Source organism: Shimwellia pseudoproteus (genome assembly GCF_016415625.1).
Lineage (GTDB): Bacteria > Pseudomonadota > Gammaproteobacteria > Enterobacterales > Enterobacteriaceae > Shimwellia > Shimwellia pseudoproteus.
In genome coordinates this window covers 138,822-164,924 of sequence record NZ_WBXP01000001.1, presented here as the reverse complement: position 1 = coordinate 164,924, position 26,103 = coordinate 138,822, and the positions used below count along the sequence as shown (strand labels likewise).

The 26,103-nt window shown below is 58.1% G+C and carries 20 protein-coding genes and 1 riboswitch; of the genes, 5 read left to right on the top strand and 15 right to left on the bottom strand.

Annotated features, from left to right (window positions below; genetic code table 11):
- Position 1: 1 nt before the first annotated feature.
- From apaG to lptD, 5 genes are read right to left on the bottom strand one after another with little or no spacing between them, the layout of a single operon-like run.
- Complete coding sequence (gene apaG, locus F9C28_RS00705; protein ID WP_199013178.1) at positions 2-379, bottom strand: Co2+/Mg2+ efflux protein ApaG; 378 nt, start codon at positions 377-379, stop codon at positions 2-4.
- Between the two features lie 3 nt (positions 380-382).
- Positions 383-1,204 carry a 16S rRNA (adenine(1518)-N(6)/adenine(1519)-N(6))-dimethyltransferase RsmA gene (gene rsmA / locus F9C28_RS00700; RefSeq protein ID WP_199013177.1) on the bottom strand — a complete coding sequence of 274 codons (822 nt, stop codon included), beginning with the start codon at positions 1,202-1,204 and terminating at the stop codon, positions 383-385.
- Positions 1,201-2,190 (bottom strand): 4-hydroxythreonine-4-phosphate dehydrogenase PdxA, encoded by a 990-nt coding sequence (pdxA, locus tag F9C28_RS00695; RefSeq protein ID WP_199013176.1) that lies wholly within the window; start codon positions 2,188-2,190, stop codon positions 1,201-1,203. The genes rsmA and pdxA overlap by 4 nt, the downstream gene beginning before the upstream one ends.
- A complete protein-coding gene (gene surA, locus F9C28_RS00690) occupies positions 2,183-3,475 on the bottom strand; it encodes a peptidylprolyl isomerase SurA (RefSeq protein ID WP_199013175.1) in 1,293 nt (430 codons plus the stop codon). Before surA ends, pdxA begins: the two co-directional genes overlap by 8 nt.
- Before the next feature lie 50 nt (positions 3,476-3,525).
- Entirely contained in the window at positions 3,526-5,889 is a 2,364-nt protein-coding gene (gene lptD, locus F9C28_RS00685; RefSeq protein ID WP_199013174.1) for an LPS assembly protein LptD, read from the bottom strand.
- Positions 5,890-6,127: 238 nt separating this feature from the next.
- Here lptD and djlA point away from each other — a divergent pair, with 238 nt between their 5' ends.
- The gene (gene djlA / locus F9C28_RS00680) at positions 6,128-6,955 is read left to right on the top strand and encodes a co-chaperone DjlA (protein ID WP_199013173.1); all 828 of its coding nucleotides are present in this window, start codon (positions 6,128-6,130) and stop codon (positions 6,953-6,955) included.
- A gap of 97 nt (positions 6,956-7,052) precedes the next feature.
- On the opposite strand, the gene rluA is transcribed toward djlA, so the two are convergent.
- The 6 genes from rluA to F9C28_RS00650 all read right to left on the bottom strand — a co-directional run bounded on the left by rluA (position 7,053) and on the right by F9C28_RS00650 (position 17,261).
- Positions 7,053-7,706, bottom strand: a complete 654-nt coding sequence (gene rluA / locus F9C28_RS00675; RefSeq protein ID WP_199013279.1) for a bifunctional tRNA pseudouridine(32) synthase/23S rRNA pseudouridine(746) synthase RluA — start codon at positions 7,704-7,706, stop codon at positions 7,053-7,055.
- Positions 7,707-7,726: 20 nt separating this feature from the next.
- On the bottom strand, positions 7,727-10,633 hold the full coding sequence (gene rapA, locus F9C28_RS00670) for an RNA polymerase-associated protein RapA (RefSeq protein ID WP_199013172.1): 2,907 nt from the start codon (positions 10,631-10,633) through the stop codon (positions 7,727-7,729).
- A 218-nt stretch (positions 10,634-10,851) separates the two neighbouring features.
- On the bottom strand, positions 10,852-13,212 hold the full coding sequence (polB, locus tag F9C28_RS00665; RefSeq protein ID WP_199013171.1) for a DNA polymerase II: 2,361 nt from the start codon (positions 13,210-13,212) through the stop codon (positions 10,852-10,854).
- Between the two features lie 75 nt (positions 13,213-13,287).
- Positions 13,288-13,983, bottom strand: coding sequence for an L-ribulose-5-phosphate 4-epimerase (gene araD, locus F9C28_RS00660; protein ID WP_199013170.1), 696 nt, complete (start codon positions 13,981-13,983; stop codon positions 13,288-13,290).
- Between the two features lie 52 nt (positions 13,984-14,035).
- Complete coding sequence (araA, locus tag F9C28_RS00655; protein ID WP_199013169.1) at positions 14,036-15,538, bottom strand: L-arabinose isomerase; 1,503 nt, start codon at positions 15,536-15,538, stop codon at positions 14,036-14,038.
- 10 nt (positions 15,539-15,548) lie between these two features.
- Complete coding sequence (locus F9C28_RS00650; RefSeq protein ID WP_199013278.1) at positions 15,549-17,261, bottom strand: ribulokinase; 1,713 nt, start codon at positions 17,259-17,261, stop codon at positions 15,549-15,551.
- Positions 17,262-17,589: 328 nt separating this feature from the next.
- Between F9C28_RS00650 and araC the strand changes: the two genes are divergently transcribed.
- Positions 17,590-18,447: an arabinose operon transcriptional regulator AraC gene (araC, locus tag F9C28_RS00645; protein WP_199013168.1), complete on the top strand. Its 858-nt coding sequence runs from the start codon at positions 17,590-17,592 to the stop codon at positions 18,445-18,447.
- Positions 18,448-18,570: 123 nt separating this feature from the next.
- Entirely contained in the window at positions 18,571-19,350 is a 780-nt protein-coding gene (locus F9C28_RS00640) for a DedA family protein (RefSeq protein ID WP_199013167.1), read from the top strand.
- On the opposite strand, the gene thiQ is transcribed toward F9C28_RS00640, so the two are convergent.
- From thiQ to sgrR, 4 genes are all read right to left on the bottom strand, one after another.
- Entirely contained in the window at positions 19,335-20,039 is a 705-nt protein-coding gene (gene thiQ, locus F9C28_RS00635) for a thiamine ABC transporter ATP-binding protein ThiQ (protein ID WP_199013166.1), read from the bottom strand. The genes F9C28_RS00640 and thiQ overlap by 16 nt on opposite strands.
- Complete coding sequence (gene thiP, locus F9C28_RS00630) at positions 20,023-21,660, bottom strand: thiamine/thiamine pyrophosphate ABC transporter permease ThiP (protein ID WP_199013165.1); 1,638 nt, start codon at positions 21,658-21,660, stop codon at positions 20,023-20,025. Before thiP ends, thiQ begins: the two co-directional genes overlap by 17 nt.
- Positions 21,636-22,619 (bottom strand): thiamine ABC transporter substrate binding subunit, encoded by a 984-nt coding sequence (thiB, locus tag F9C28_RS00625; RefSeq protein WP_199013164.1) that lies wholly within the window; start codon positions 22,617-22,619, stop codon positions 21,636-21,638. Before thiB ends, thiP begins: the two co-directional genes overlap by 25 nt.
- A gap of 37 nt (positions 22,620-22,656) precedes the next feature.
- Positions 22,657-22,759, bottom strand: a riboswitch (TPP riboswitch).
- A 37-nt stretch (positions 22,760-22,796) separates the two neighbouring features.
- Positions 22,797-24,467 (bottom strand): HTH-type transcriptional regulator SgrR, encoded by a 1,671-nt coding sequence (gene sgrR, locus F9C28_RS00620; RefSeq protein ID WP_199013163.1) that lies wholly within the window; start codon positions 24,465-24,467, stop codon positions 22,797-22,799.
- 91 nt (positions 24,468-24,558) lie between these two features.
- On the opposite strand from sgrR, the gene sgrT reads away from it, so the two are divergent.
- Together sgrT and F9C28_RS00610 are read left to right on the top strand one after the other, a co-directional pair.
- Positions 24,559-24,771, top strand: coding sequence for a glucose uptake inhibitor SgrT (sgrT, locus tag F9C28_RS00615; protein ID WP_199013162.1), 213 nt, complete (start codon positions 24,559-24,561; stop codon positions 24,769-24,771).
- Positions 24,772-24,869: 98 nt separating this feature from the next.
- Positions 24,870-26,072 carry an MFS transporter gene (locus tag F9C28_RS00610; RefSeq protein ID WP_199013161.1) on the top strand — a complete coding sequence of 401 codons (1,203 nt, stop codon included), beginning with the start codon at positions 24,870-24,872 and terminating at the stop codon, positions 26,070-26,072.
- The last annotated feature ends 31 nt before the right edge of the window (positions 26,073-26,103 follow it).

Below are 26,103 nucleotides of genomic sequence, written 5' to 3'. Positions count from 1 at the left end.
ATCAGTGAATAAAATCCGGAATAGCAAGACGGAAAACAGGAATGGCTACACGGAAGCCATTTCCCTGTTCATCGACCATTTCATAATGGCCTTGCATGGTACCCAGCGGCGTTTCGATCACCGCACCGCTGGTGTACTGGTATTCGTTGCCCGGGGTAATCAAGGGCTGTACACCGATGACCCCTTCTCCCTGGACTTCAGTTTCACGGCCATTGCCGTTAGTAATAAGCCAGTAGCGGCCCAGCAGTTGGACCGGATTTCGCCCCAGGTTACGGATGGTGACGGTATAAGCAAATACGAAACGTTCATCATCCGGGGATGACTGGGACTCGATATAGACACTCTGAACCTGAACACACACACGGGGCGAATCTAACATGACTTAGCTCTCCTTCGGGGGCGGATTATCAGCAACAAAATTCGCTAACTGACAATACTGCGCCACAGAGATGTTCTCTGCGCGCATTGCCGGATCAATACCCAGTTCCGTCAGTTGCTCAACGCTGAATAAGTTCCCCAGGCTGTTGCGGACGGTTTTACGACGCTGGTTAAACGCCTCTGTGGTAATACGGCTTAAAATACGCAAATCTTTTACCGGGTGCGGTATTTGCGCATGGGGCACCAGACGTACCACGGCGGAGTCTACTTTCGGTGCCGGGGTGAATGCGGTCGGCGGCACGGCCAGCACCGGGATCACCTGGCAATAGTATTGCGCCATGACACTTAACCGACCATACGCTTTACTGTCCGGTCCGGCAACCAGGCGATTAACCACTTCTTTTTGCAGCATGAAGTGCATGTCCTGGATGGCATCAGTATAGCTAAACAGATGGAACATCAGCGGCGTGGAGATATTGTACGGCAGGTTGCCGAATACCCGCAGCGGCTGGCCGATGGTTTTGGACAGCTCGCCAAAATCCATGGTCATGGCATCTTGCTGATAAATCGTCAGTTTTGGCGCCAGGAACGGATGGGTTTGCAGGCGGGCAGCCAGATCGCGGTCCAGCTCGATAACCGTTAAGGCATCAAGGCGTTCGCCTACCGGCTCGGTCAGTGCCCCCAGGCCCGGGCCGATTTCTACCATGGCCTGGCCTTTTAATGGGTTGATGGCAGAGACAATACTGTCGATAACGAATTTATCATTAAGGAAGTTTTGCCCGAAACGTTTACGGGCTAAATGGCCCTGATGAACTCGAGTATTCATTGACTATTAACAATCATCTTAATGGCGAGATTAAGCGCCGTGATAAAACTGCCGACATCTGCTTTGCCGGTGCCCGCCAGATCCAGCGCGGTACCGTGGTCAACAGAGGTGCGAATAAAGGGTAAACCAAGGGTGATATTCACCGCCCGGCCAAATCCCTGGTATTTTAGCACGGGGAGGCCCTGATCGTGATACATCGCCAGTACCGCATCGGCATGGTCCAGATATTTAGGCTGGAAAAGGGTATCGGCGGGGAGTGGCCCGGTGAGGTTCATCCCCTGCTGGCGCAGCTCGTCGAGCACCGGAATAATGGTGTCTATCTCTTCGGTACCCATATGGCCGCCTTCACCGGCGTGGGGGTTGAGGCCACACACCAGAATATGCGGGCTGGCAATACCGAACTTGGTGCGCAGATCGTGGTGCAGAATGCCGATTATCTGGCGCAGCAGCGGTTTGGTGATCGCCTGAGCGATATCTTTGAGCGGCAGGTGGGTGGTGGCCAGAGCAACACGAAGCTCTTCGGTGGCCAGCATCATCACCACTTTTTCACTGTGGGCGCGCTGCTCGAAAAATTCGGTATGGCCGGTAAACGGCACACCCGCATCGTTAATAATGCCTTTATGTACCGGGCCGGTAATCAGGGCGGCAAATTCACCGTTCAGGCAGCCGTCACAGGCTTTTGCCAGGGTGTCGACCACATACAGGCCGTTCGCCGCGTCCAGGGTTCCCGGCACCGCCGGCGCCTGAAGCGCGCAGGGCAGAATCGTCAATGTACCGGCTGGCTGCGGCGCTGCTGGGGTGGCGGGGTCATAAGGGTGGAGAGTGAGAGGGAGTCCTGACAGCGCTGCCCGTTCGAGCAGTAATTCAGGGGAGGCACAGACGACCATTTCGACGGGCCAGTCGCGCTGTGCCAGCGCGACGACCAGATAGGGACCAATCCCGGCGGGTTCGCCGGGAGTGATCACCACACGGGGTATATTAGCCATTACCGTCCAAAATTTTCACATAAGCAGTGGCACGTTGTTCTTGCATCCAGGTCGCTGCTTCTTCAGAGAATTTACGGTTAAACAGCATGCGATAAGCGCGGTCTTTCTGCGCCACATCGGTTCTGTCTACCGTACGGGTATCCAGCAACTGGATCAAATGCCAGCCGAAGGAAGAGTGTACTGGCGCGCTCACCTGGCCTTTGTTAAGGTGCATCAGCGCATCGCGGAACGCCGGATCGTAGATATCCGGTGCCGCCCAGCCTAAATCACCGCCCTGGTTCGCGGAGCCCGGATCCTGGGAGTTGGCTTTTGCTGCTGCATCAAAGGTCATCTTGCCGCTCTTAATATCGGCGGCGATCTGCTGCAGTTTTTCCCGGGCCTGATCGTCAGACATGATCGGCGAGACTCTCAGCAGGATGTGGCGGGCGTGAACCTCGGTGACCGAAATGCTCTGGCTCTGGCCGCGCATATCGTTCACTTTCAGAATATGGAAACCGACGCCAGAACGGATTGGGCCGATGATATCGCCTTTTTTCGCCGTAGAGAGCGCCTGAGCAAAAATAGACGGCAGCTCCTGAATACGCCCCCAGCCCATCTGGCCGCCTTTCAGCGCCTGTTGATCGGCAGAGTAGGTGATAGCCAGTTTGCCGAAGTCAGCACCGTTGTTTGCCTGATCGACAATAGAGCGTGCCTGGTTTTCAGCATCGCTCACCTGGTCCGCTGACGGGTTTTCCGGCAGTGGGATCAGGATGTGGCTGAGGTTCAGCTCCGTGCTGGCATCATTCTGGTTACCCACCTGGGCGGCCAGATTGTCCACTTCCTGAGGCAGAATGTTCACCCGGCGGCGCACTTCGTTATTGCGCACTTCAGAGATGATCATCTCTTTGCGAATCTGGCTACGGTAGGTGTTGTAGTCCATCCCTTCGTAGGCCAGACGGCTGCGCATCTGATCCAGGGTCATGTTGTTCTGTTTCGCGATGTTGGCGATGGCCTGGGTCAGCTGGTCGTCACTGATTGTCACGCCCATTTTCTGGCCCATCTGCAGCACAATCTGATCCATGATCAGGCGCTCCAGAATCTGATGACGCAAGGTCGCGTCATCAGGGAGCTGTTGTCCGCCCTGGCTGGCATTCAGCTTGACGGACTGCATCAGTCCGTCAACGTCACTCTCCAGCACGACACCGTTGTTGACGACAGCGGCGACTTTATCAACCAGCTGTGGGGCGGCGAAGGTGGTGCTGGCGACTAACGTAAGCCCAAGCAGCAGCGTTCTCCAGTTCTTCATACTTTTTCCATTCCGTTTAACCGCATCGCGGTTGAGTGATTAAACCCAAATTAGAGTGAACTCTGGTACGGCAAGATATTGGACCGTAACATCTGGGTAGTGCCCAGGCCATAGTTGGAGCTCAGGCCGCGTAATTCGATGTTAAAGCCGATGGAGTCATCGTATTTACTCCGGTTATCTTGCCAACCGTTAATTTTACGTTCGTAGCCGACACGCAGCGCATAACAGCAGGAGTTGTACTGGATACCCAGCATTTGGTCCGCTGAATGGTTCACGTTGGTGTCGTAGTAGTAGGCCCCAACCACTGACCAGCGGTCAACAATTGGCCAGCTGGCGGTCACCCCCACCTGAGCGATACCGTGTTTATAACGGTCGTCAGTAGAGTAGTAGCTGGGCAAGGTCGCCTTAATGTATTCCGGGCTGGCGTAGCGGTAATTCAGCTGCAGCATCCGGTCTTCATCACGGCGGTACTCAAGGGCCGCGTTGCCGTTAGCAACGTTATCCATACGCGCATCATACTGTACGCCACCACGCAGACCCCAGCGGTCTGTCATTCGCCAGTAAGTATCACTGGCCCAAATGACGGACCCGCTGCGGCGGTCATCTTCATAGACGCTAGCGGTATCGCCGGTACGCGGTTTTGTAAAGTAGTAGATTTGACCCACAGAGAAGTTAAATCGTTCCACGGCGGCATCATCATAAACGCGGGTTGTGAGGCCGGTCGTGACCTGGTTGGCCGAGGCGATACGGTCCAGACCACTGTAGGTGCGGTCCCGGAACAGGCCGGTATAGTCAGACTGCTGCAGGGTTGAGTCGTAACTGTTGATGGAGCTCTGATCGCGGTATGGCACGTACAGGTACTGCGCCCGGGGTTCCAGCGTCTGGGTATAGCCCTCAGACCAGTCCATATTACGCTCGAAGACCATTTTGCCGTCAATTTTGAACTGCGGCATTACCCGGTTTTCGCTGGAGCGTAATTTATTGGCGGCATCAAGGTTGGCCGAATTGTTTTTAGCAACCCAGTCACGGTACTGGCCCAGGTTGCTTTGCTGGTAATGGGTCGCCAGCAATTTCGCTTCGGTGGTGATGCTTCCCCAGTCGTTTGCCAACGGCAAGTCCAGCGTCGGCTCAATATGCAGACGCGTCGCTTCCGGGTAGTTATTGTTGGCATTTTTAAAGTGAACCGCCTGGCCATACACATGGGCATCAAACGGTCCAAGATCATTCATGTAGTAGTTGACGTCGAGCTGAGGCATAGCCTCATAAGAGTCACTGGTCTGGGTATTAAAGACCTGGAACTTACGGGTAGATACCGTGGCGTCGAAGTTTTTATCCCAGTAACCGGCACTGAAGATCTGCGTGGCATAACCGTCGGTGCTGGAGCCGTATTTGGAGGAGAAGTCGTTGAAATAGTCTTCATCGCTCACTTTGGTAAAGTTCGCGCTCAGGCGCCATACCTGATCAATAACGCCAAAGTGGTTCCAGTAGAACAGCCAGCGGCGGTCGCGGTCATGGTTTTTGGAGTAGTCGTCATCAGACGGCAAATAGTCCATCTCCATGACACCGGCACCGGCATGGGTCAGATAGCGGAATTCGTTTTCCCACATCAGGCCACGCTTGTCCATGTAGTGCGGCGTGATGGTGGCATCAAAGTTGGGCGCAATGTTCCAGTAGTAGGGGATGGCAAATTCAAAGCCGTTGCTTGAGCCCGTTTTGAAACTGGGGATCAAGAAACCAGAACGCCGTTTATCCCCCACAGGCAATTGCAGGTACGGGCTATAAAACACCGGTACTGAACCTATCTTGAAGCGCGCATTCCAGATTTCAGCAATTTCTTCCTGGCGGTCGTGAATAATTTCACTGCCGACCACACTCCAGGTGTTGGAACCGGGCAGACACGATGTAAAGGTCCCGTTTTCCAGAATGGTATAGCGGTTTTCGCCACGTTGTTTCATGACATCCGCAGTACCGCGACCCTGGCGGTCCACCATCTGGTAATTACCTTTCCAGACGTTGGTATCTTTGCTGTTGAAGTTGGTCCAGGCTTTGGGGCCGGTCAGAATTATCTGGTTATCATCGTAATGGACATTGCCCAGGGCATCCGCAGTGCGTACGGTGTCTGTCTGGCCTTCTGCCTGTTTCTGATGGACCTGTACTTCGTCAGAGGTCAGGCGGCTGTTGCCCTGTTGAATATCTACATTACCGGTGAATGTAGCATTATCTGGATAGTTACCATTAGCGTGATCGGCGTTAATAGTCACCGGAAGATTGTTAGTATCGCCTTGTACCAGTGGCCGGTTGTAACTGGGCACGCCAAGCATACACTGAGAGGCAAGATCAGCGGCCAGGCCCTGTTGGCTATACAGCGCTGTACCAATCATTGTGGCCAGCAAGGTGGGAATACGTTTTTTCATGCGCGTTATTCGTTGTTCCATCATCATTGGCTTAGCGCCGGCAAACTGACAGAGACTAACGTAGTCAGCAATTCTGTGCCAGTGTTATTCCTGCTTGTTTGCCCGTGGATACCCGGACGCTCAGTATGTTACGGTTGCGCTGCAACACACTGGTTGATGGGTATATGTTAGTCACCGTTTGGATTGACGGGTATGATAAAGCAAATTCTAGCTGACGGCATGACCATTTGGGGAGTATATGCAGTATTGGGGTAAAGTGGTGGGGGTTGCGATCGCCTTATTTATGGGCGGGGGCTTTTGGGGCGTGGTTCTGGGGTTCCTGGTCGGGCATCTTTTTGATCGCGCCAGAAGCCGCAAAACCGTATGGTTTGCCAATCAGCAGCAGCGGCAATCCATCTTTTTTAGCACCACCTTTGAGGTGATGGGGCATTTAACCAAAGCCAAAGGGCGGGTGACCGAAGCCGACATTCATGTCGCGTCATTATTAATGGATCGGATGCAGCTGACCGGCGAATCCCGGGAGGCAGCCCAGCGCGCCTTCCGTAATGGAAAAGAGGCTAACTATCCGCTGCGGGAAAAAATGCGCCAGTTGCGTCAGGTCTGTTTTGGGCGTTTTGATCTGATCCGCATGTTCCTGGAAATCCAGATTCAGGCGGCGTTTGCCGATGGTTCTTTGCATCCCAATGAACGGGATGTGCTCTACGTGATTGCCGAAGAGCTGGGCATCTCGCGGATGCAGTTTGATCAGTTCCTGCGCATGATGCAGGGCGGGGCGCAGTTCGGCGGCGGCTATCAGCAGTCGGGCGGGGCGCAAGGGAATGGCGGCGGCTGGCAGCAGGCGCAGCGCGGGCCAACCCTGGAAGACGCTTACAGTGTGCTGGGGGTGAAAAGCAGTGATGACGCCCAGACCATTAAGCGCGCTTACCGTAAGCTGATGAGCGAGCATCATCCGGATAAACTGGTGGCGAAAGGGCTGCCGCCGGAGATGATGGAAATGGCCAAGCAGAAGGCCCAGGAGATTTCGCAAGCCTGGGAGATGATCAAAGAGGCCCGCGGGTTTAAATAATCGCCGGGATTGTGCTGGTCATGCCGGCAGGTAATGCGCCTACGCTGATGAACAAAAAGCCCCGCACTGTGCGGGGCTTTTTGTTGCTGCGCGTGGATCAAAAATCCGCCGGCGCGTTAAAGGTCATCTGATTACCAAATGCCGGATGGGTGATAGTGAGCATCTCAGCGTGCAACAACAAACGCGGCGCCATGGCCAGCGCTGCCGGGTGGGCATAAAACCGATCGCCCAGAATCGGGTGCCCGAGGGCCAGCATATGCACCCGCAACTGATGAGAGCGTCCGGTAATCGGTTTGAGTAACACCCGGGTGGTGTTGTCTACCCCGTACTCCAGCACCTGATACGCGGTCTGGGCCGGTTTGCCGGTGTCGTGGCACACTTTTTGTTTCGGGCGATTCGGCCAGTCACAAATCAGCGGCAGGTCCACCACCCCCGCTTGCTGGGGCAGATGCCCCCATACCCGCGCCAGATACTGCTTTTTCGGCTCCCGCTCCCGGAACTGGCGTTTCAGCTCCCGCTCTGCCGCTTTGGTCAGCGCCACCACGATAACCCCGCTGGTGGCCATATCCAGACGGTGGACCGACTCCGCCCGGGGATAATCGCGCTGGATGCGGGTCATGATACTGTCCCGGTGTTCCTCAAGGCGGCCCGGCACCGATAACAGCCCGCTGGGCTTATTGACCACCATGATATGGTCATCCTGATACAGGACCACCAGCCAGGGGTCCTGAGCCGGGTGATACGCTTCCATGGCGGGAGTTTTACTTTCCATTACTGATGGGTCACCACAATCAGGCGTAACGCATCCAGACGCCAGCTGGCCTGGTCAAGGGCCTCCATCACGTGCTGGCGGTTACTCTCGATGGCGTCCAGCTCGTCATCACGGATGTTCGGGTTCACCGCTTTCAGTGCCTCCAGGCGGGCCAGCTCGGCGGTGAGTTTATCGTCCGCTTCGCTACGGGCCGCGTCGATAATCGCCCGGGCTTCTTTCACTACCTGGGTTTCTGCCAGTTGCAGAATGGCGTGTACTTCTTGCTGCACCGCATTCACCAACTTGCTGCCGGTATGGCGATTAACGGCGCTGAGCTGGCGATTAAAGCTTTCGAACTCAACCTGGGTGGCGAGGTTGGTGCCGTTTTTATCCAGCAGCATACGGATAGGGGTGGCCGGCAGGAAACGGCCCAGTTGCAGCTGTTTCGGCGCTTTCGCTTCCACCACGTACATCATCTCTACCAGCAGGGTGCCCACCGGCAGCGCTTTGTTTTTCAGTAACGAGATAGCGCTGGTGCCGGTATCGCCAGAGAGGATAAGATCCAGGCCGTTACGGATTATCGGGTGCTCCCAGGTCACTAACTGCGCGTCTTCACGGGACAGTGCCACATCGCGGTTAAAGGTGATGGTGCAGCCATCTTCCGGCAGGCCCGGGAAGTCAGGGACCAGCATATGGTCAGACGGCGTAAGCACTATCATGTGTTCGCCGCGATCGTCCTGATTAATCCCGATAATATCGAACAGGTTCATGGCAAAGTTCACCAGCGCCGGGTCGTTATCCTGGGCGGCGATATCGTCCGCCAGCTGTTGCGCTTCCTCACCGCCGTTGGAGTGGATCTCCAGCAAGCGGTCGCGGCCCTGCTCCAGCTGCACTTTCAGCGCATCATGCTGGCTGCGGCAGGCTTTAATCAGTTCCGGGAAGCCGTCGGTTTTATCCGGGGAGGCGAGGTATTCCACCAGTTGGGCGCACACGCTGTCGTAAATCGTGCGGCCAGTCGGGCAGGTATGTTCAAAGGCGTCCAGCCCTTCGTGGTACCACTGCACCAGTACTTCCTGGGCCGTTTTTTCCAGGTACGGCACGTGGATCTGGATATCATGGGCCTGGCCGATACGGTCCAGACGGCCAATACGCTGTTCCAGCAGATCCGGGTTGAACGGCAGATCGAACATCACCAGATTGCTGGCAAACTGGAAGTTACGCCCTTCGGAGCCGATTTCGGAACACAGCAGTACCTGGGCACCGGTGTCTTCTTCCGCAAACCAGGCCGCCGCGCGGTCGCGCTCGATAATCGACATCCCTTCGTGGAAGACCGCGGCACGGATACCTTCACGCTCGCGCAGCACTTGCTCCAGTTGCAGAGCCGTGGCGGCTTTGGCGCAAATCACCAGCACTTTTTGGGCCCGGTGGCGGGTCAGATAGCCCATCAGCCATTCTACGCGCGGGTCGAAGTTCCACCAGGTGGCAGAGTCCCCTTCAAATTCCTGGTAAATCTGTTCCGGGTAGAGCATATCCCGGGCGCGCTCTTCGGCCGATTTACGGGCGCCCATAATGCCGGAGACCTTAATCGCGGTCTGGTACTGGGTAGGCAGCGGCAGCTTAATGGTCGACAAGGTACGCTGCGGGAAGCCTTTCACCCCGTTACGGGTGTTACGGAACAGCACGCGGCTGGTGCCGTGGCGGTCCATCAGCATATGGATCAGTTCCTTACGGGCCGTTTCGGCATCGGCGCTATCGCTATTGGCCGCCTGTAACAGTGGCTCAATGTCCTGTTCGCCAATCAGTTCACTCAGGGCGTTCAGCTCATCGCTACTCAGATGGTTCCCCTCCAGCAGCAGGGCAACGGCATCGGCGACTGGACGATAGTTCTGCTGCTCTTCAACGAACTGCTCAAAATCGTGGAAGCGGTTAGGGTCCAGCAGACGCAGACGGGCAAAGTGGCTCTCCATGCCCAGTTGTTCCGGGGTGGCGGTCAGCAGCAGCACCCCAGGGACATGCTCTGCCAATTGTTCAATCGCCAGATATTCGCGGCTGGGGGCCTCTTCGCTCCACACCAGGTGGTGTGCTTCATCCACCACCATAATGTCCCAGTCTGCTTCACACAGATTTTCCAGGCGCTGTTTATTGCGGCGCACAAAGTCCAGCGAGCAGATAATCAGCTGTTCGGTGTCGAACGGGTTGGTGCTGTCGTGCTGGGCTTCGGCATAGCGTTCGTCATCGAACAGGGCAAAGCGCAGGTTAAAGCGGCGCAGCATTTCGACCAGCCACTGGTGCTGGAGGGTTTCCGGCACGATGATCAGCACGCGTTCTGCGGCGCCAGACAGCAACTGCTGGTGGATTATCATCCCGGCTTCAATGGTTTTACCGAGGCCGACTTCATCGGCCAGCAGCACGCGCGGAGCGTGGCGATGACCCACATCCCGGGCAATATGTAACTGGTGAGGGATCAGGCTGGTACGCATACCGCGCAGGCCGCTCCACGGCTGGCGCGACTGCTCGCTCTGGTATTTACGGGAGCGAAAGCGCAGGGCAAAGCGGTCCATACGATCCAGTTGCCCGGCGAACAAACGATCCTGCGGCTTACTGAACACCAGTTTGCTGTCGAGGAATACTTCACGCAGCACAATGCCGGCTTCTTCGGTATCCAGGCGGGTACCGATATAGGTCAGCAGGCCCTTTTCTTCTTTTACTTCGTCAACTTTCAGCTGCCAGCCTTCATGGCTGGTCACGGTATCTCCTGGATTGAACATCACCCGGGTAATGGGGGAGTCATTGCGGGAGTAGAGGCGGTTTTCATCGGTGGCGGGAAATAGCAGGGTGACCATTCGCGCATCCATGGCGACTACAGTCCCTAAACCCAGTTCGCTCTCTGTGTCGCTGATCCAGCGTTGACCAAGTGTAAAAGGCATATCGTTTCGGCTCTTTAGTTACTAGTTATGCAGGCAGTAGTACGGTCCCACGCCGGGCGGAATGGCGTAGGGCCTGAAAATGAGTGAATACTCACCACGCTCCACACGTCCGGTCAGGGCCCGGATTGTCCGTGGAACTGATGCCAGAGTGCGCATAAAAAGTGATGGGTATTTAGGAAGGGCGCTATGGTACTGGATGAAAGGCGTTTCGTCACCTGTCAAAATAGTCCGAGTTGCCCGGTAACCAGTGTAGCAAAATCATCGTGCAGAAAGGGTAAAATCCCGTCAGCCACTGGCTGTAGCTGGCGGGACAAATAGTGCTCATAATCCAGCACAGACTGGCGATATTCCAGGGGTTCGGGGCCATTTATCGTCCAGACGTAATGAATTGCCCCGCGATTTTGGTACTGCGGCGGCCGCCCGAGGCGCACATTTTGTTCATCTGCCAGCCGGGCAGCCCGCACATGGGGTGGCACATTACGCTGGTACTCACTCAGCGGGCGGCGCAGGCGCTTACGGTACACTAACTGGTCGTCCAGCTCCCCGGCCATCAGCCGGGCGATGGTCTCGCGTATATAGTCCTGATAGGGCTGGCGCAGAAAAATACGCTGGTAGAGTTCCTGCTGAAACCGCTGGGCCAGCGGTGTCCAGTCGGTACGCACGGTTTCCAGCCCCTTAAACACCATATGCTCGCTATCCCCGCGGCGGATCATCCCGGCGTAGCGTTTCTTACTGCCGGTTTCCGCCCCGCGGATGGTGGGCATCAGAAAACGGCAGTAATGGGTTTCATATTCCAGCTCCAGGGCGCTGGTAAGCTGCATCTCCTGCTGCAAATGATCCCGCCACCAGCGGTTAACCATCGTCACCAGCTGGCGGCCAATTGCATCGGCCTGCTGTTCGCTGTGGGCCTTTTTCAGCCAGACAAAGGTCGAATCGGTATCCCCGTAGATGACGTCATAGCCTTCGGCTTCGATGAGCGCCCGGGTCTGACGCATAATGGCGTGGCCGCGCAGGGTAATCGACGAGGCCAGCCGGGGATCGAAAAAGCGACAGGCGCTGGTGCCCAGTACCCCATAGAAGGCGTTCATCAGAATTTTCAATGCCTGGGAGAGCGGTTTATTGTGCTGGCGCTTGGCTGCATCCCGGCCGAGCCAAATTTGTTCAACGATCGCCGGCAGGCAGTGGCGGGTGCGGGAGAAGCGCGCACCGAGAAACCCCTCCGCGCTCTGGGCATCGTCGGGCTGTGCCAGGCCGGTCACCAGACCCACCGGATCGATCAGAAAGGTGCGGATAATCGACGGGTACAGGCTTTTGTAATCCAGCACCAGTACCGAGTCATAGAGCCCGGGGCTGGAGTCCATTACATAGCCGCCCGGGCTGGCCTGGGGCGGGATCTCCCCCAGGTTTGGCGCCACAAAGCCACTGCGGTGCATGCGCGGGAAGTAGAGGTGGTAAAACGACGCCACCGATCCGCCGTGCCGGTCCGCGGGCAGCCCGTTAACCGTGGCGCGCTCCAGCAGGAAGGGCATCAGATCGGTTTTATGGAAAATAGCCGTGACCAGCTGGCAATCTTTGAGGTTGTAAATGGCCAGCGCGTTTTTATCCTCCCGGAACTGGCGTTCGATCTCATCCAGCCGGTGCCAGGGATCGTTAATCGCTTTCCCTTCCCCGAGCAGCTCCCGGGCCACGCTTTCCAGCGCAAAAGAGGCGAAATTCCAGAAGGCGGATTTTAATGACTCGATGCCGTCCACGATCAGGCGGCCACTGGCCTGGGCAAAAAAGACCCCCGGCTTAAAGCCGTGTTCGCGCCACTCCAGGGCTTGCTGGCCCCGGCCAAGGCGCAGCGGGATCCGGTAACGCTCCGCGTGATCCTGTAAGACGCGCAGATCAAACTGCACCAGATTCCAGCCGATTATCACATCGGGATCATGATCCGCAAACCACTGGTTAAGTTTCTCCAGCAATTGAGGGCGACTGTTCACGTACTCCAGCTGCATATCTTCAGGGTGATGGTGCCCCTGATCCGGCCCCAGCATATAGACCTGGCGCTGGCCGCAGCCTTCCAGACCAATGCAGTACAGCTCGCCGTGGCGGCTGGTTTCAATATCCAGAGAGACCCATTTCAGTGTCGGGCGGTAGCCGTTATCCGGCTGCAGGCGGCTATTGATCAGCCCGCCGGGGCCTGGCTCGCCGGTGACCCGCACCGGGGCGTTAATAAAGCGCTCCATCAGGTAGCGTTCCGGGGGGCGGATATCCGCCTCATAGACGGTGATCCCGGCCTCTTTCAGGCGTTTTTCGAGGCGCAACAACTGGCGGTACTGGCGGCAATAGAGCCCACATACCGGCTGCTGATGAAAATCCTGAAGCGCCAGCGGGGCAAGGCGCCACTGGCGTTCAGTCGCCAGCAGTTGCTCAACGCGGGATTGCTGATTCTGCGGAACAAAGGCAACCGATTCCTGCGGGGGCAGGGTGACATTGAGCGGGCCATTGTCGGTAGCCAGCCAGAAATTGATCACTGTCCCCTGGGGGGTATCCTGCCAGTGACGGGTGAGCAGGAACCCCTGGCATGATTGTGTCACTGGGATATCCGGAATAAAAAAACCAGGCCTGAGTATAGCCTGGTTGTTCCCGAATTACTGCGGATATGTACAGTATTACTGGCCGTAGTAAGCGTGGCGACCGTGTTTGCGCAAGTAATGTTTATCCAGCAGGGTTTGCTGGATATCCGCCAGTTGGGGGGCCAGCTGGCGGCAGAAGATCCCCATATAGGCAACCTCTTCCAGCACAATGGCGTTGTGTACCGCGTCCATGGCGTCTTTCCCCCAGGCAAATGGCCCGTGGGAGTGCACCAGTACACCGGGCATTTGGGCCGGATCAATCCCCTGCTGGCGGAAGGTTTCGGCGATCACTTCACCGGTTTGCCATTCGTAATCACCGTCAATTTCGCCATCGGTCATTTTACGGGGGCAGGGAATGGTGCCGTAGAAATAGTCCGCGTGGGTGGTGCCGGTGGCCGGGATCCCCAGGCCTGCCTGGGCCCAAATGGTGGCGTGGCGGGAATGGGTATGAACAATGCCGCCGAGGCTCGGGAAGCGCTGGTATAACAACCGGTGAGTGGGGGTGTCCGACGACGGCTTCTTATGCCCGTCGACCACCTCGCCGGTGGCCAGGCTGACCACCACCATATCTTCAGCGGTCATGGCGCGGTAGTCCACCCCGGAAGGCTTGATAACGACCAGCCCTTGCTGGCGATCGACGGCGCTGACATTCCCCCAGGTCAGGGTCACCAGATGGTGTGCCGGGAGTGCCAGATTGGCCGCCAGCACCTGGTGTTTCAGATCCTCTAACATAACAACCTCTCTCGGGTATCGCCCGCCGTGGTTCGGGCGGGCGGTCTTAAGCTCAGCGTTTAGTACCGTAGTACACGTCGTTCCAGCGCAGGCTCTCTTTAAACGCCGGTAGCCGGGTGTCGTTATCAATTACCGCCAGTTCGATGCCATTAAGCTCGGCATACAGGCGCATATCGTCGAGGGTCAGGCTCTGGCTGAATACCGTATGATGGGCACCGCCGGCGAGGATCCAGGCTTCAGAGGCGGTGGGCAGGTCCGGCTGGGCTTTCCACAGGGCATTCGCCACCGGCAGTTTGGGCAGAGAGTGGGGCGTGGCCACCGCATCGACACAGTTGACCAGCAGGCGGAAGCGATCCCCAAGATCGATCAGGCTGGCATTCAGCGCCGCCCCTGGCCGGGTGTTAAAGATCAACCGCGCCGGATCGTCTTTACCGCCAATCCCCAGCGGTTGCACGTCGAGGATCGGTTGCTCTGCGGTGGCGATGGACGGGCAGACTTCCAGCATATGCGAGCCGAGCACCAGATCGTTCCCCGGCTCAAAGTGGTAGGTATAGTCTTCCATAAATGAGGTGCCGCCCGGCAGACCGGCCGACATCACTTTCATAATGCGCACCAGGGCGGCGGTTTTCCAGTCTCCTTCACCCGCAAAGCCGTAGCCCTGGGCCATCAGGCGCTGTACTGCCAGGCCGGGCAATTGCTTCAGGCCGTGCAGATCTTCAAAGGTGGTGGTGAAGGCGTTAAACCCGCCGGCTTCCAGGAAGCGTTTCATTCCCAGTTCAATGCGGGCGGCTTCCAGCACGTTCTGGCGTTGCTCACCGTTTACCTGGGCGGCCGGGGTCAGGCGGTAGCTGCTTTCGTACTCGTCCACCAGGGCATTGATATCACCGGTGCTCACTTCATTGACCACGGCCACCAGGTCACCGATCCCCCAGGTATTGACCGAGAAACCGAATTTTATCTGGGCGGCCACTTTGTCCCCTTCGGTGACCGCCACTTCGCGCATGTTGTCGCCAAAACGCGCCACTTTCAGCTGGCGGGTGTTCTGTTTAACCACTGCCTGACGCATCCAGGCGCCGATGCGCTGGTGGGCGCGGGGGTCCTGCCAGTGGCCGGTGACCACGCTGTGCTGCAGGCGCATACGGGCACCGATAAACCCGAACTCGCGGCCGCCGTGGGCAGTCTGGTTAAGGTTCATAAAGTCCATATCGATGCTGCCCCAGGGCAGTTGCGCATTGTATTGGGTGTGGAATTGCAGCAGCGGCTTGTTGAGAATGCTCAGGCCGTTGATCCACATTTTGGCCGGGGAGAAAGTATGCAGCCAGACCACTAACCCCGCGCAGGCATCGTGATAGTTGGCGTCGCGGCATATGGCGGTAATTTCGTCCGGGGTGGTACCCAGCGGTTTCAGGACCAGTTTGCAGGGCAGTCTGGCTTCGCTGTTGAGGGCATTCACCACATGTTCGGCATGCTGCGTCACCTGGCGCAGGGTTTCCGGGCCATACAAATGCTGGCTGCCAATAACGAACCACACCTCATGTTGCGCAAAAATAGTCATGTTCATGTCCTTAATGGGTCAGGGCCACTGCCTCTGCCGGTGCGCCGGGCAGTGAAGCGGTAGATACGGGAAGATAGTGTTGTTCAGCACTGGCGGACCACTGCCGGTAGCGCTGGTACAGGTGTTCAAAGCGCGCCGCCTGCGTTGGATCAGGCTGCAGAGTGTGCTCAATGGCGCTGGCCATTTGCTGCTGGGCGGCCGGAATATCGCGGTACACACCGGCGGCAACGGCACCGAAGATGGCCGCCCCGAGGGCGCAGCACTGGTCGGATTCAATGATGTGCAGCGGGCGGTTCAGCACGTCACAGCACACTTGCATAATGGTCTGGTTCTTACGGGCAATCCCGCCGAGGGCCATTACGTGGTGCACCGGGATCCCCTGTTCGGTAAAACACTCCATAATCGCTCTGGCACCAAAGGCAGTCGCGGCAATCAGCCCGCCAAACAGGGACGGGGCATCGGTACCGAGGTTCAGGCCGGTGATAACCCCTTTCAGGCGCTGGTTGGCATAGGGGGTGCGGCGGCCATTGAACCAGTCGAGGATCACCGGCAACTGGTCAAGCTGCGGATTGGCCGCCCAGGCGGCGGTTAGCGCAGGCAGCAACTGCTGTTTGCTGGCGGCGATGCTATCTGCCAGCGCGGGATGTTGCCCGGCCAGCTGGTCCAGAGGCCAGCTCAGCAACTGGCTGAACCAGGCATAGATATCGCCGAAGGCGGACTGGCCCGCCTCCATGCCGATAACACCCGGCACCACGCTGCCGTCAACCTGGCCGCAGATCCCTTTTACGGTCCTGTCGCCCACGGCGGATGGGTCGGCGGTAAGAATGTCGCAGGTAGAGGTGCCTATCACTTTGACCAGGGTGTTAGGCTGGGCCCCGGCGCCCACGGCCCCCATATGGCAATCAAAGGCCCCACCCGCGATGGTTACCGTCCCGGCCAGGCCGAGGCGCTGCGCCCATTCGGGGCTCAGGTGGCCCACCGGCGTATCGGCAGTCCAGGTGTCGGTGAACAGCGGATATGCCAGGTGGCGGTTAATGCACGGGTCGAGCTGGTCAAAGAAACTGGCCGGGGGCAGCCCGCCCCAGTGTTGGTGCCACAGGGATTTGTGGCCCGCGGCGCAGCGGCCGCGCTTCAGCCGGGCCGGGTGGGTGGTGCCGCTCAGCAGCGCCGGTACCCAGTCACACAGCTCCACCCAACTGGCCGCGGCTTGCGCGACAGCGGCATCCGTTCGGGTGATATGGAGGATTTTGGCCCAGAACCACTCGCTGGAATAAATACCGCCAATATAGCGGGAGTAATCGGTTTTACCCGGCTGGTGGCACAGGCGGGTGATTTCTTCAGCCTCTTCCACGGCGGTGTGATCTTTCCACAGTACAAACATGGCATTGGGATTGCTGGCAAATTCCGGGGTTAATGCCAGTACCTCGCCCCGGGCATTGATCGGGGCTGGGGTTGATCCGGTGCTGTCCACCCCGATGCCCACCACGCTGGCCCGTTGCTGGGCGGTGAGTTTAGCCAGTGCGCCGGTCAGGGCCTGCTCCATGGATTCAATATAATCGCGGGGGTGGTGGCGGAACTGGTTGCGGGGGGCATCGCAAAATAGTCCTTGCTGCCAGCGGGGGTACCAGGCGACATCGCTGGCCAGTGCCTGACCGGTGGTGCAGTCTACCGCCAGAGCGCGAACTGAATCACTGCCAAAATCCAGACCCAGTGCAATTGCCATCATGTGACTCCGTGAATGAAATAAACATGACAGAACAGTAGAGTCGGTGGCGAAAAGTCGTCAGGCTGCAAAGGCTGATCTTATGGATTATATTGCTGTCAGGATGATAATTGTGACGCCCCGCAAATATTCAATGTGGACATATCTGCCACAGTTATAGACACTTCTGTTATTGCTTCGGATGGGGAAGCATCGCCTGGATTCTGATGTTGTGCGGCCAGCAAGGTTATTCTGCTGGCGGTGGCCCGGAAACAGGGGTGAAGAGAAAAATAAACCGTCAATATGGACAAACGGTTTCTGTGTTGAGCTGCCGAGGAGTGCGCGTCATATGTCTGAACCACAAAACGATCCCCTGTTACCCGGTTACTCGTTTAATGCCCATCTGGTGGCCGGGTTGACGCCTATCGAGGCCCATGGCCCGCTGGATTTTTTTATTGACCGTCCCCTGGGGATGAAAGGGTTTATCCTCAATCTGACAGTGCGCGGTGAAGGGGTGGTGGATAACCAGGGCCACCGGTATATCTGTAAACCCGGCGATATTTTGTTATTTCCTCCGGGGGAGATCCACCATTATGGTCGCCACCGGGAGAGCCCCTGCTGGTATCACCAGTGGATCTATTTCCGCCCCCGGGCCTACTGGATGGAGTGGCTTAACTGGCCGCTGCTGTTTGCCCAGACCGGGATCTACCGGCCAGATGAGGAGCACCAGGCCGCGTTTTCGGCGTTGTTCCAGCAGGTGATTGACGCGGCCCAGAGCGGCGGGCGTTATGCGGAACTGCTGGCAATTAACCTGCTGGAGCAGTTGTTGCTGCGGCGCATGGAAGTGCTGAGTGAATCACTGAATCCGCCGCTGGATAACCGGGTGCGGGATGCCTGCCAGTACATCAGCGACCATTTGGCAGACAGCCAGTTTGATATTGCCAGTGTTGCCCAGCATGTCTGTCTCTCCCCCAGCCGGTTATCGCATCTGTTCCGCCAGCAATTAGGGGTCAGCGTGCTGAACTGGCGCGAGGATCAGCGCATCAGCCAGGCTAAGCTTCTGCTCAGCACCACCCGGATGCCGATCGCCAGTGTGGGGCGTAATGTCGGCTTTGAGGATCAGCTCTACTTTTCCCGGGTATTTAAAAAATGTACCGGCGCCAGTCCCAGTGAGTTCCGGGCCGGGTGTGAAATGGTGGCGCGTTAATACCGGGGCCGCCCGTCAGTGGGCGGGCCGGGATGTAGAGTTTTGTATATCTCCCGCCGCCTGTCTTGACGCTGCCGGGCCGCCCCGTGACAATCGGCCATTAGTATATTTCCTGGGCGATATATGGAAACATTATTTGAGCAGTTTATCAGCCATTCAGCCAGCTGGGCGCTGTTTGCCATCTGGCTGGTGGCATTTACCGAATCGCTGGCATTAGTGGGGCTGTTGATGCCCGGCACCCTGGCGATGGCGGGGCTGGGGGCGCTGATTGGCAGCGGGCAGGTGAGTTTTTACCAGTCCTGGCTGGTGGCCATGACTGGCTGCTTTCTCGCGGACTGGATCTCGCTGTGGCTGGGCTGGCGGTTTAAAAGGCCCCTGCATCGCTGGCGCTTTCTGAAAAAACACAAAACCATGCTCGATAAGACCAAACTGGCCCTGCATCAGCACAGTATGCTGACGATTCTGGCCGGGCGATTTATCGGGCCGACGCGTCCGCTGGTGCCGATGGTGGCCGGGATGCTGGGCCTGCCGGTGCGTAAATTTATCGCCCCCAATATTCTCGGCTGCGTGTTATGGCCGCCGATTTACTTCTTGCCTGGGATCCTTGCCGGGGCGGCCATTGATATTCCGGCGGCGCTGCAAAGTGCGGCCTTTAAGTGGCAATTACTGGGTCTGGCGCTGTTGTTGTGGCTGGCCGGGTGGCTGTGCTGGCGCTGGTGGCGCAGTATGCCCATTGGTGGCGGCAAAACCCTGAAGCGCCTGCCCCGGGCATGGCTTAACTGGCTGGCGCCCGCGGTGTCTGCCGGGGCGCTGGCCGGGGTGGTTATCATGGTGCAGCACCCCCTGATGCCGGTGTATCTGAAAATCCTCGGCAAGGTGCTGGGTATTTACACTGAAGTTTGAATCCCCAATAACCGGGCGGCACTGCTTTCGCCGCGCAGCAGTGCCGCGGTATCCCCACTCCAGATTATCCGGCCTTCCCCCACCACGATACTGCGCGGGGCGATACGCAACGCATCCTCCAGACTGTGAGAGACCATTAACAGGGTGAGCTGGCGGCTGCGGCACACGTCATCCAGCAGGCCGAGTATCTCCTGGCGTAGTGCCGGATCCAGGGCTGAGAATGGCTCATCCAGCAACAGGATCGGCTGCTGGCGGATCAGGCAACGGGCTAATGCTGCCCGCTGGCGCTGGCCGCCGGATAACTGATCCGGTTTGCGGTCCAGCAAGTCACCGATGCCCATCACACCGGCGATATGCTGTAACTGTTCCCGCTGGGCCGGGGTCAGACGCAGGCCAGGGTCCAGCCCGAGGCCGATGTTTTGGGCGATGGTGAGGTGGCTGAACAGATTATTTTCCTGGAACAACATCGACACTGGCCGCCGGGCGGGCGGGGTGGCGGTATGGTCGGCGCCGTTAAGCAGGATCTGGCCGTGGGTGGGGGGCAGAAAACCGGCGATCAGGCTCAGCAGCGTGCTCTTCCCGGCCCCGCTGGGGCCAAGAATCGCCACGCGTTCGCCGGCGGCGACCTTAAGGCTAAAGCGCATTGGCAGGTGGCGATACAGCCAGGTGGCATCATTCAGGGTTAGCATGGCGCTCCGGGAGTCGTTCAATCAGGCTAAATAACATAAAGCACAGCAGTAACAGGATAAGCGCGGTAACCGCCCCCTGCTGGCCGCGATAGGCCCCCATTTGCTGATACAGCCAGAACGGCAGGGTGCGGAAGTCATCACTGCCGAACAAGGCGACCACCCCGAAGTCACCCATCGACAGTACGCAGGCAAACGCCAGCGCCTGGGCCAGTGGCCGGGAGAGCGCCCGCAGCTCTATCCAGTACAGCCGCCGGTAGCCGCTGATACCCAGCGACTGGCACAGCCGTGAGTAGCGCCCGGCCACATCGCGCATTGGATTATCGAGGACTTTCATGGCATAGGGGATGGCCATCAGGGCATTTGTAAAAATAACGATACCGTCCGGGTGCCCGGGCAGGCCGCTGGTCTGGCTGAACAGCAGAAAAAAGCCCGTTGCCAGCACGATACCCGGCATCGCGAGGATTACTGTCCCGGAAAGTTCAAGGCATTGCCCGGCCAGCAGGCGCTGGCGCAGGCGTAATTCCCGGCTACTCCACAGCAACATCATGGTCAGCACAACACAGAGTATCCCCGCCCCGAGGGCGATACGTAACGAGGTTCCCAGCGCCTGCCACAGTGCCGGCGCCCGCAGTACCAGCAGGATATCGCGGTTCAGGCCATCGACGATAACCGCCAGCAGCGGCGGCACCAGCAGTAACAGAAAAGTGCCGATAAGCAGCGTATCAGCACAGCGGCTGAGCCAGCTGTCCTCGGGATTGTGCCAGTCCGGCTGCCGGGTGGTGCCCGCCGGCAGTGACGGGCTGAAACGCTGGCTGAGCAACATCAGCCCCAGGCAGCAGCTCATCTGGATCAGCGCCAGCAGCGCCGCTTTACCGGGATCATAATCAAAACTCAGTGCCTGGTAGATAGCCAGCTCAATGGTGGTGGCCTGGGGGCCACCGCCCAGGGCGAGCACCGTTGCGAAGCTGGCGAAGCACAGCATAAAGATCAGGGCGGCCACCGGCAGGATCTGGCGACGTAGCCAGGGCCACTCCACCAGGCGGAAGAGATAGCCGTTGGTCATACCCAGCTGTGCGGCCAGCTGGCGCTGCTCGCGCGGGATCTGCTCCAGGGCCTGTAACAATAAGCGGGTTGCCATCGGCAAGTTAAAGAAAACGTGGGCCAGCAAGATCCCCCCAAGGCCATAAGGGGAAAACTGCCACTCCAGCCCCAGCAGGCGGCATAGTGCGGCCAGCCAGCCTTCACGGCCATACACCGTCAACAGCCCGAATATCGCCACCAGCACCGGCAGCACCAGGGTCATGGCACACAGCCGCAGCAGCAGGGTACGGCCGGCAAAATGGCGGCGGCTCAGGGATCTGGCCAGCGGGATGGCGGGCAGCACGGCAAACAGGGTGGACAAGAAGGCCTGCCAGAATGAGAAGCGCACCACATGCCACAGGTAGCTGTCCTGCAAGATTTCCCGGGCCTGGAGGCCCCCGCCATTGCCCGCAGCACTCAGCCACAGGGTGGTGAAGGCGGCCAGCGCGACACCGGCTACTCCCCCCGCCGCCAGCAGGCCGGGGATCAGCCAGCCGGGGGGGATAACGGCGCGCATCAGCGGCTGACGGCGCGTTGCCATGCACTTATCCAGGCGGTGCGCTGCCGGGCAACGTCTGCCGGGGAATATTCGAGGGTTGCGGCCGGTTTCACCAGGGTGTCAAAGCCCGCCGGTAACGCCACCGGGGTAACCGGGTACATCCAGTTGCCGGTGGGGATGGTGTTCTGGAAATCGGCGGACACGATAAACTGCATAAATTTTTCCGCCAGCGCCGGTTGCTGGCTGGCGGCCAGGCGGCCGGCGACTTCAACTTGCAGGTAGTGCCCCTCACTAAACCCCGCCGCCGCATACTGGGTTTTATGCTCGGCAATCTGATGGTAAGCCGGGGAGGTGGTGTAGCTGAGTACCAGGTCGCTTTCGCCTTTCAGGAACAGGCCATAGGCTTCACTCCAGCCTTTGGTCACGGTGACGGTTTTGCGGGCCAGTTTCTGCCAGGCGTCCGGGGCCTGATCGCCATAGACTTTTTGCATCCACAGCAGCAGGCCCAGCCCCGGAGTACTGGTGCGCGGGTCCTGATAAATTACCCACCATTTTTCCGGGCTTTCGACCAGCTCATGGAGGCTTTTCGGCGGGTTTTTCAGCTTGTTCTGGTCATAAACAAACGCGAAATAACCGTAGTCGTAGGGCACAAAGGTGGTGTTTTTCCAGCCACCCGGCAGGGTGAGCCCGTCGGTTTTCACCCCGGATGGCGCGAACAGGCCGGTTTGGGTGGCGGCCGCCAGCAGGTTGTTATCCAGCCCGAGCACCACGTCTGCTTTGCTGTTTTTCCCCTCCATACGCAGGCGATTAAGCAAAGAGACCCCGTCTTCGAGGGCGACAAACTTCAGTGTGCAGCCGCACTGGGCCTCAAACGCTTTTTTTACCGCCGGGCCAGGGCCCCATTCTGCGGCAAAAGAGTCGTAGGTATAGACCGTGAGCAGCGGCTTAGCCATTGCCGGGGCGGTGAGCAGTATCAATACCGGGAGAAGTCGTTTCAGCACGTTGCTTTCCTTTGTGGGCTGTAAGGCGGCGAAGAGCCTGGGCGGGAGCCTCAAATCCCTTCGCCGGCGTTATCCGGAGCAGGTTCGACGGGTATTATCTCAGCGCAGCGGCGGTGGCCGTGGCACCCCGTTGAGAACGGTTTACATTGTAATGATTGCGCACCTTTTGCGAAAGATTTACGGCTCCGGCGGGGCGAACCAGGCCGCTTTAAAATCGAACCAGCCGAGGGTGTTCATCCGCACGCCGCGCATACTGCGTTGCCCTTCAATGGTGAGCCAGTGGTGGATCAGCGGCACCATATGCTGTTCTGCCAGTAACTGCTGGCACCAGCTGGGCAGATCCAGCTCACCCGCCCGCCAGCGCCTGGCGTCCTCTTGCCAGTCGCGCGGGATGCAGCGTTGTAATAGCGGTATCTCAAACAGGTGAGCAAACAGGGAAAATTCCAGCGGCAGGGTAAAGTTGGCGCTATTGAGCCACAGATCGCTCACCACCTCGCCCTGATGCCAGTCGGCGTAGTCGATCTCCTGGATTGTCAGGGTCACCCCCTGTGCGGCCAGCAAGCGCGCCATCATCCGGGCAAGTAGTTGGTGTTCCGAATGCTCCCGGTAGTAGGTAATGGTCAGGGACTCCAGCCCGGCGGGCTTCTCGCAGCGGCTGGGTTGCGGGGCATGATGCCAGCGCGGTAACAGCCCCCAGGCCGGGAACCAGTAGCGTTGATAGTGCGGTTCCGCCTGGCCTATCAAATCCACCGGTGAGAGGATCTGGCTGATCCACTGGCGCAGATCCTGGCGCGGGGCGTAGCGGGATCGTTGATCAAACAGCAAGTAGTAGCAGCCTTCTTCAAGGCGGCTTTCAAAGGACTTTTCGTTATCCCGGGAGGGGCTGCTGGTGGATTGCAGCTGCACACCGCAGATCTGATCGTCATTGATATCCGGCAGTACCCAGAAGTTTACTTCGTCGATCAGCGCCCGGAAGCCAAAATAATCATCAAATGCGTGGATCTGTAGCTGGTTACGGTTATTGCGCACCACCGAATAGGGGCCGGTACCGCGGGGATGGCTGGCAAAATCGCCCATAGAGGGCCATTCCCGGGGCAGGATCATGGCGCTGGTGTTGGCGATAAGCCAGGGCAGCCAGCGATCCGGCTGGCTGAGGGTGATATCCAGCGTCCAGGGCGTGGGGGAAGCAATACCGCTGATATGGGCATACAGCGGCAGGGCCGTGATGCGCTGTAGCGCGCTGATCACGTCTTCCATCTCCAGCTCCCGGCCGTGGTGAAAGCGGATCCCCGGGCGCAGGTAAAAGCGCCAGTGGAGCGGGGAAATCTGCTGCCAGTGGTGGGCAATATCCGCTTCCAGTTCCCCGTTTTCCTCATTTATCCGGGTCAGACCATTAAAAATTTGCCGGGCAATGTGGGTTTCTGAGCGGCGCAGGGCGGAACCGGGCAGTAAATTGAGTAACGGGCGGTAGTAGAGCACCCGCAGAATATGGCGGCCCTGGTGAAAGCTGCGGCCGAGGTGCGACAGCAACATCTGGCGTACCGCGGCTTTATCCCCGACTATCTGTACTAACTGATCAATACGATCTTGCTCAAGAAGATCTTCAGCCCGCTGCTGTTGCAGGGTGAGCCCGGTGTAGATAAATGCCAGCTCAGAGCGCTTGCCGCGGCCTGCTTCTGCCTGCCATGTCAGCCAGCCTTTCTCCTGCATGCTGTTGAGCAGGGTGCGCATATGGCGGCGCGAGCAGTTGAGCAGCCCCGCCAGTTCGTTCAGGGTTATCTGTTGGTTCTGGCCGTCACAACACTGCCAGAGACGGATAAATTGCTGTTGCAGGCGGCTGGAGGCCATAAAAGAGGAACTCCCGGTAGAAACTCATCAATTTTATTCTTCCTATATTACGTGAATACTTATCCGTGATGAAAGCGCGGAGGTGCCGAAAATGAAATCAGCTGCGATGGCGTTCTGGCAACACTATTTTGTGGCAACACAGGCCGTTAACTGCTCATGGCTGGCCCGCCTGAGTGTTCTGCAACGGTTGCAGATGCTTGATGACCTGATGCAATGGGAGCTGAACAGCTCTCCTGATTTACCTTGCGGGACTTCCGCCTGCCCTGACGGGTCTCCTCCTGACCTGGATGGGCATCATGTGTGACTGAGTATTGGTGAATATCACCGGCCAGCAGTGATTTACTGCTGGCTTTTTTCGTTTATGATTTGCGCAATTTACCGCGTTGAATACAGGGAATAATTATGCTGTGGTTTTTGACAACCAGCCGTCGCCTGAACTGGGTATATATGGCGTTTATGGCCGTTGCCTTTATGGTCGGCGTTGCCGGTGCGCTGCAGGCCCCGACCCTGAGCCTGTTTTTATCCCGGGAGGTTGGGGCCCCGCCATTTCTGGTTGGTATGTTTTATACCGTCAATGCCATTGTCGGTATCGCGGTGAGTTTTGTGCTGGCCCAGCGCTCGGATAGCCGGGGCGATCGGCGCAAATTGATTATTTTCTGCTGCCTGATGGCAGTAGCAAACTGTGTGTTGTTCGCTTATAACCGCCACTACACCACGCTGATCACCCTTGGGGTGCTGCTGGCCGCCATTGCCAATACCGCCATGCCGCAGATCTTTGCCCTCGCCCGGGAGTATGCCGATAGCTCTGCCCGGGAAGTGGTGATGTTCAGCTCGATAATGCGTGCTCAGCTCTCCCTTGCCTGGGTTATCGGCCCACCGCTGTCATTTATGCTGGCGCTGAATTACGGTTTTACCACCATGTTTTTAATGGCGGCGGGAATTTTTGTGATAAGCCTGGGGATTATCTATTTTGCGCTGCCCACGGTGCACCGGGCGCAGGAGCAGGCACCCCAGGGGGGGATTTCTGCCGGGCTCTGGGGTAATAAAAATGTCCGCCGTCTGTTTCTGGCCTCGATGCTGATGTGGACTTGTAACACCATGTATATCATTGATATGCCGCTGTGGGTGAGCAGTGACCTCGGGCTGCCGGAATCCCTTGCCGGGGTACTGATGGGCACCGCTGCCGGTCTGGAGATCCCGGCGATGATCCTTGCCGGGTTTTGTGTCAAACGGTTCGGTAAGCGGCCGATGATGCTGGTGGCAACAGCGATGGGGATCCTGTTTTATCTCGGGCTTATCTTTTTTCACAGCCGGGAGGCATTACTGGGGCTACAGCTGTTTAATGCGATCTTTATCGGCATTATTGCCGGGATCGGGATGCTGTGGTTCCAGGATCTGATGCCGGGCCGTGCCGGTGCCGCCACCACATTGTTTACCAACAGTATCTCAATGGGGGTGATTCTGGCCGGGTTGATTCAGGGCTCTCTGGCGGAACGGATGGGCCACAGTGCGGTATACCCCGCCATGGTCGGTATTGCGCTGGTGGCGCTGTTGTTTACCTTCCGGGTGCAGGATGTCACGCTGCGGGAAACGGCAGTGGAATAACACCATAAAAAAGAGGAATGCCGCGGGCATT

Excerpts from the sequence above, each read along its gene's own strand:
- apaG (WP_199013178.1), bottom strand. The coding sequence starts at position 379 with ATGTTAGATTCGCCCCGTGTGTGTGTTCAGGTTCAGAGTGTCTATATC.
- rsmA (WP_199013177.1), bottom strand. The coding sequence starts at position 1,204 with ATGAATACTCGAGTTCATCAGGGCCATTTAGCCCGTAAACGTTTCGGG.
- pdxA (WP_199013176.1), bottom strand. The coding sequence starts at position 2,190 with ATGGCTAATATACCCCGTGTGGTGATCACTCCCGGCGAACCCGCCGGG.
- surA (WP_199013175.1), bottom strand. The coding sequence starts at position 3,475 with ATGAAGAACTGGAGAACGCTGCTGCTTGGGCTTACGTTAGTCGCCAGC.
- lptD (WP_199013174.1), bottom strand. The coding sequence starts at position 5,889 with ATGAAAAAACGTATTCCCACCTTGCTGGCCACAATGATTGGTACAGCG.
- djlA (WP_199013173.1), top strand. The coding sequence starts at position 6,128 with ATGCAGTATTGGGGTAAAGTGGTGGGGGTTGCGATCGCCTTATTTATG.
- rluA (WP_199013279.1), bottom strand. The coding sequence starts at position 7,706 with ATGGAAGCGTATCACCCGGCTCAGGACCCCTGGCTGGTGGTCCTGTAT.
- rapA (WP_199013172.1), bottom strand. The coding sequence starts at position 10,633 with ATGCCTTTTACACTTGGTCAACGCTGGATCAGCGACACAGAGAGCGAA.
- araD (WP_199013170.1), bottom strand. The coding sequence starts at position 13,983 with ATGTTAGAGGATCTGAAACACCAGGTGCTGGCGGCCAATCTGGCACTC.
- araA (WP_199013169.1), bottom strand. The coding sequence starts at position 15,538 with ATGACTATTTTTGCGCAACATGAGGTGTGGTTCGTTATTGGCAGCCAG.
- F9C28_RS00650 (WP_199013278.1), bottom strand. The coding sequence starts at position 17,261 with ATGGCAATTGCACTGGGTCTGGATTTTGGCAGTGATTCAGTTCGCGCT.
- araC (WP_199013168.1), top strand. The coding sequence starts at position 17,590 with ATGTCTGAACCACAAAACGATCCCCTGTTACCCGGTTACTCGTTTAAT.
- F9C28_RS00640 (WP_199013167.1), top strand. The coding sequence starts at position 18,571 with ATGGAAACATTATTTGAGCAGTTTATCAGCCATTCAGCCAGCTGGGCG.
- thiQ (WP_199013166.1), bottom strand. The coding sequence starts at position 20,039 with ATGCTAACCCTGAATGATGCCACCTGGCTGTATCGCCACCTGCCAATG.
- thiP (WP_199013165.1), bottom strand. The coding sequence starts at position 21,660 with ATGGCAACGCGCCGTCAGCCGCTGATGCGCGCCGTTATCCCCCCCGGC.
- sgrR (WP_199013163.1), bottom strand. The coding sequence starts at position 24,467 with ATGGCCTCCAGCCGCCTGCAACAGCAATTTATCCGTCTCTGGCAGTGT.
- sgrT (WP_199013162.1), top strand. The coding sequence starts at position 24,559 with ATGAAATCAGCTGCGATGGCGTTCTGGCAACACTATTTTGTGGCAACA.
- F9C28_RS00610 (WP_199013161.1), top strand. The coding sequence starts at position 24,870 with ATGCTGTGGTTTTTGACAACCAGCCGTCGCCTGAACTGGGTATATATG.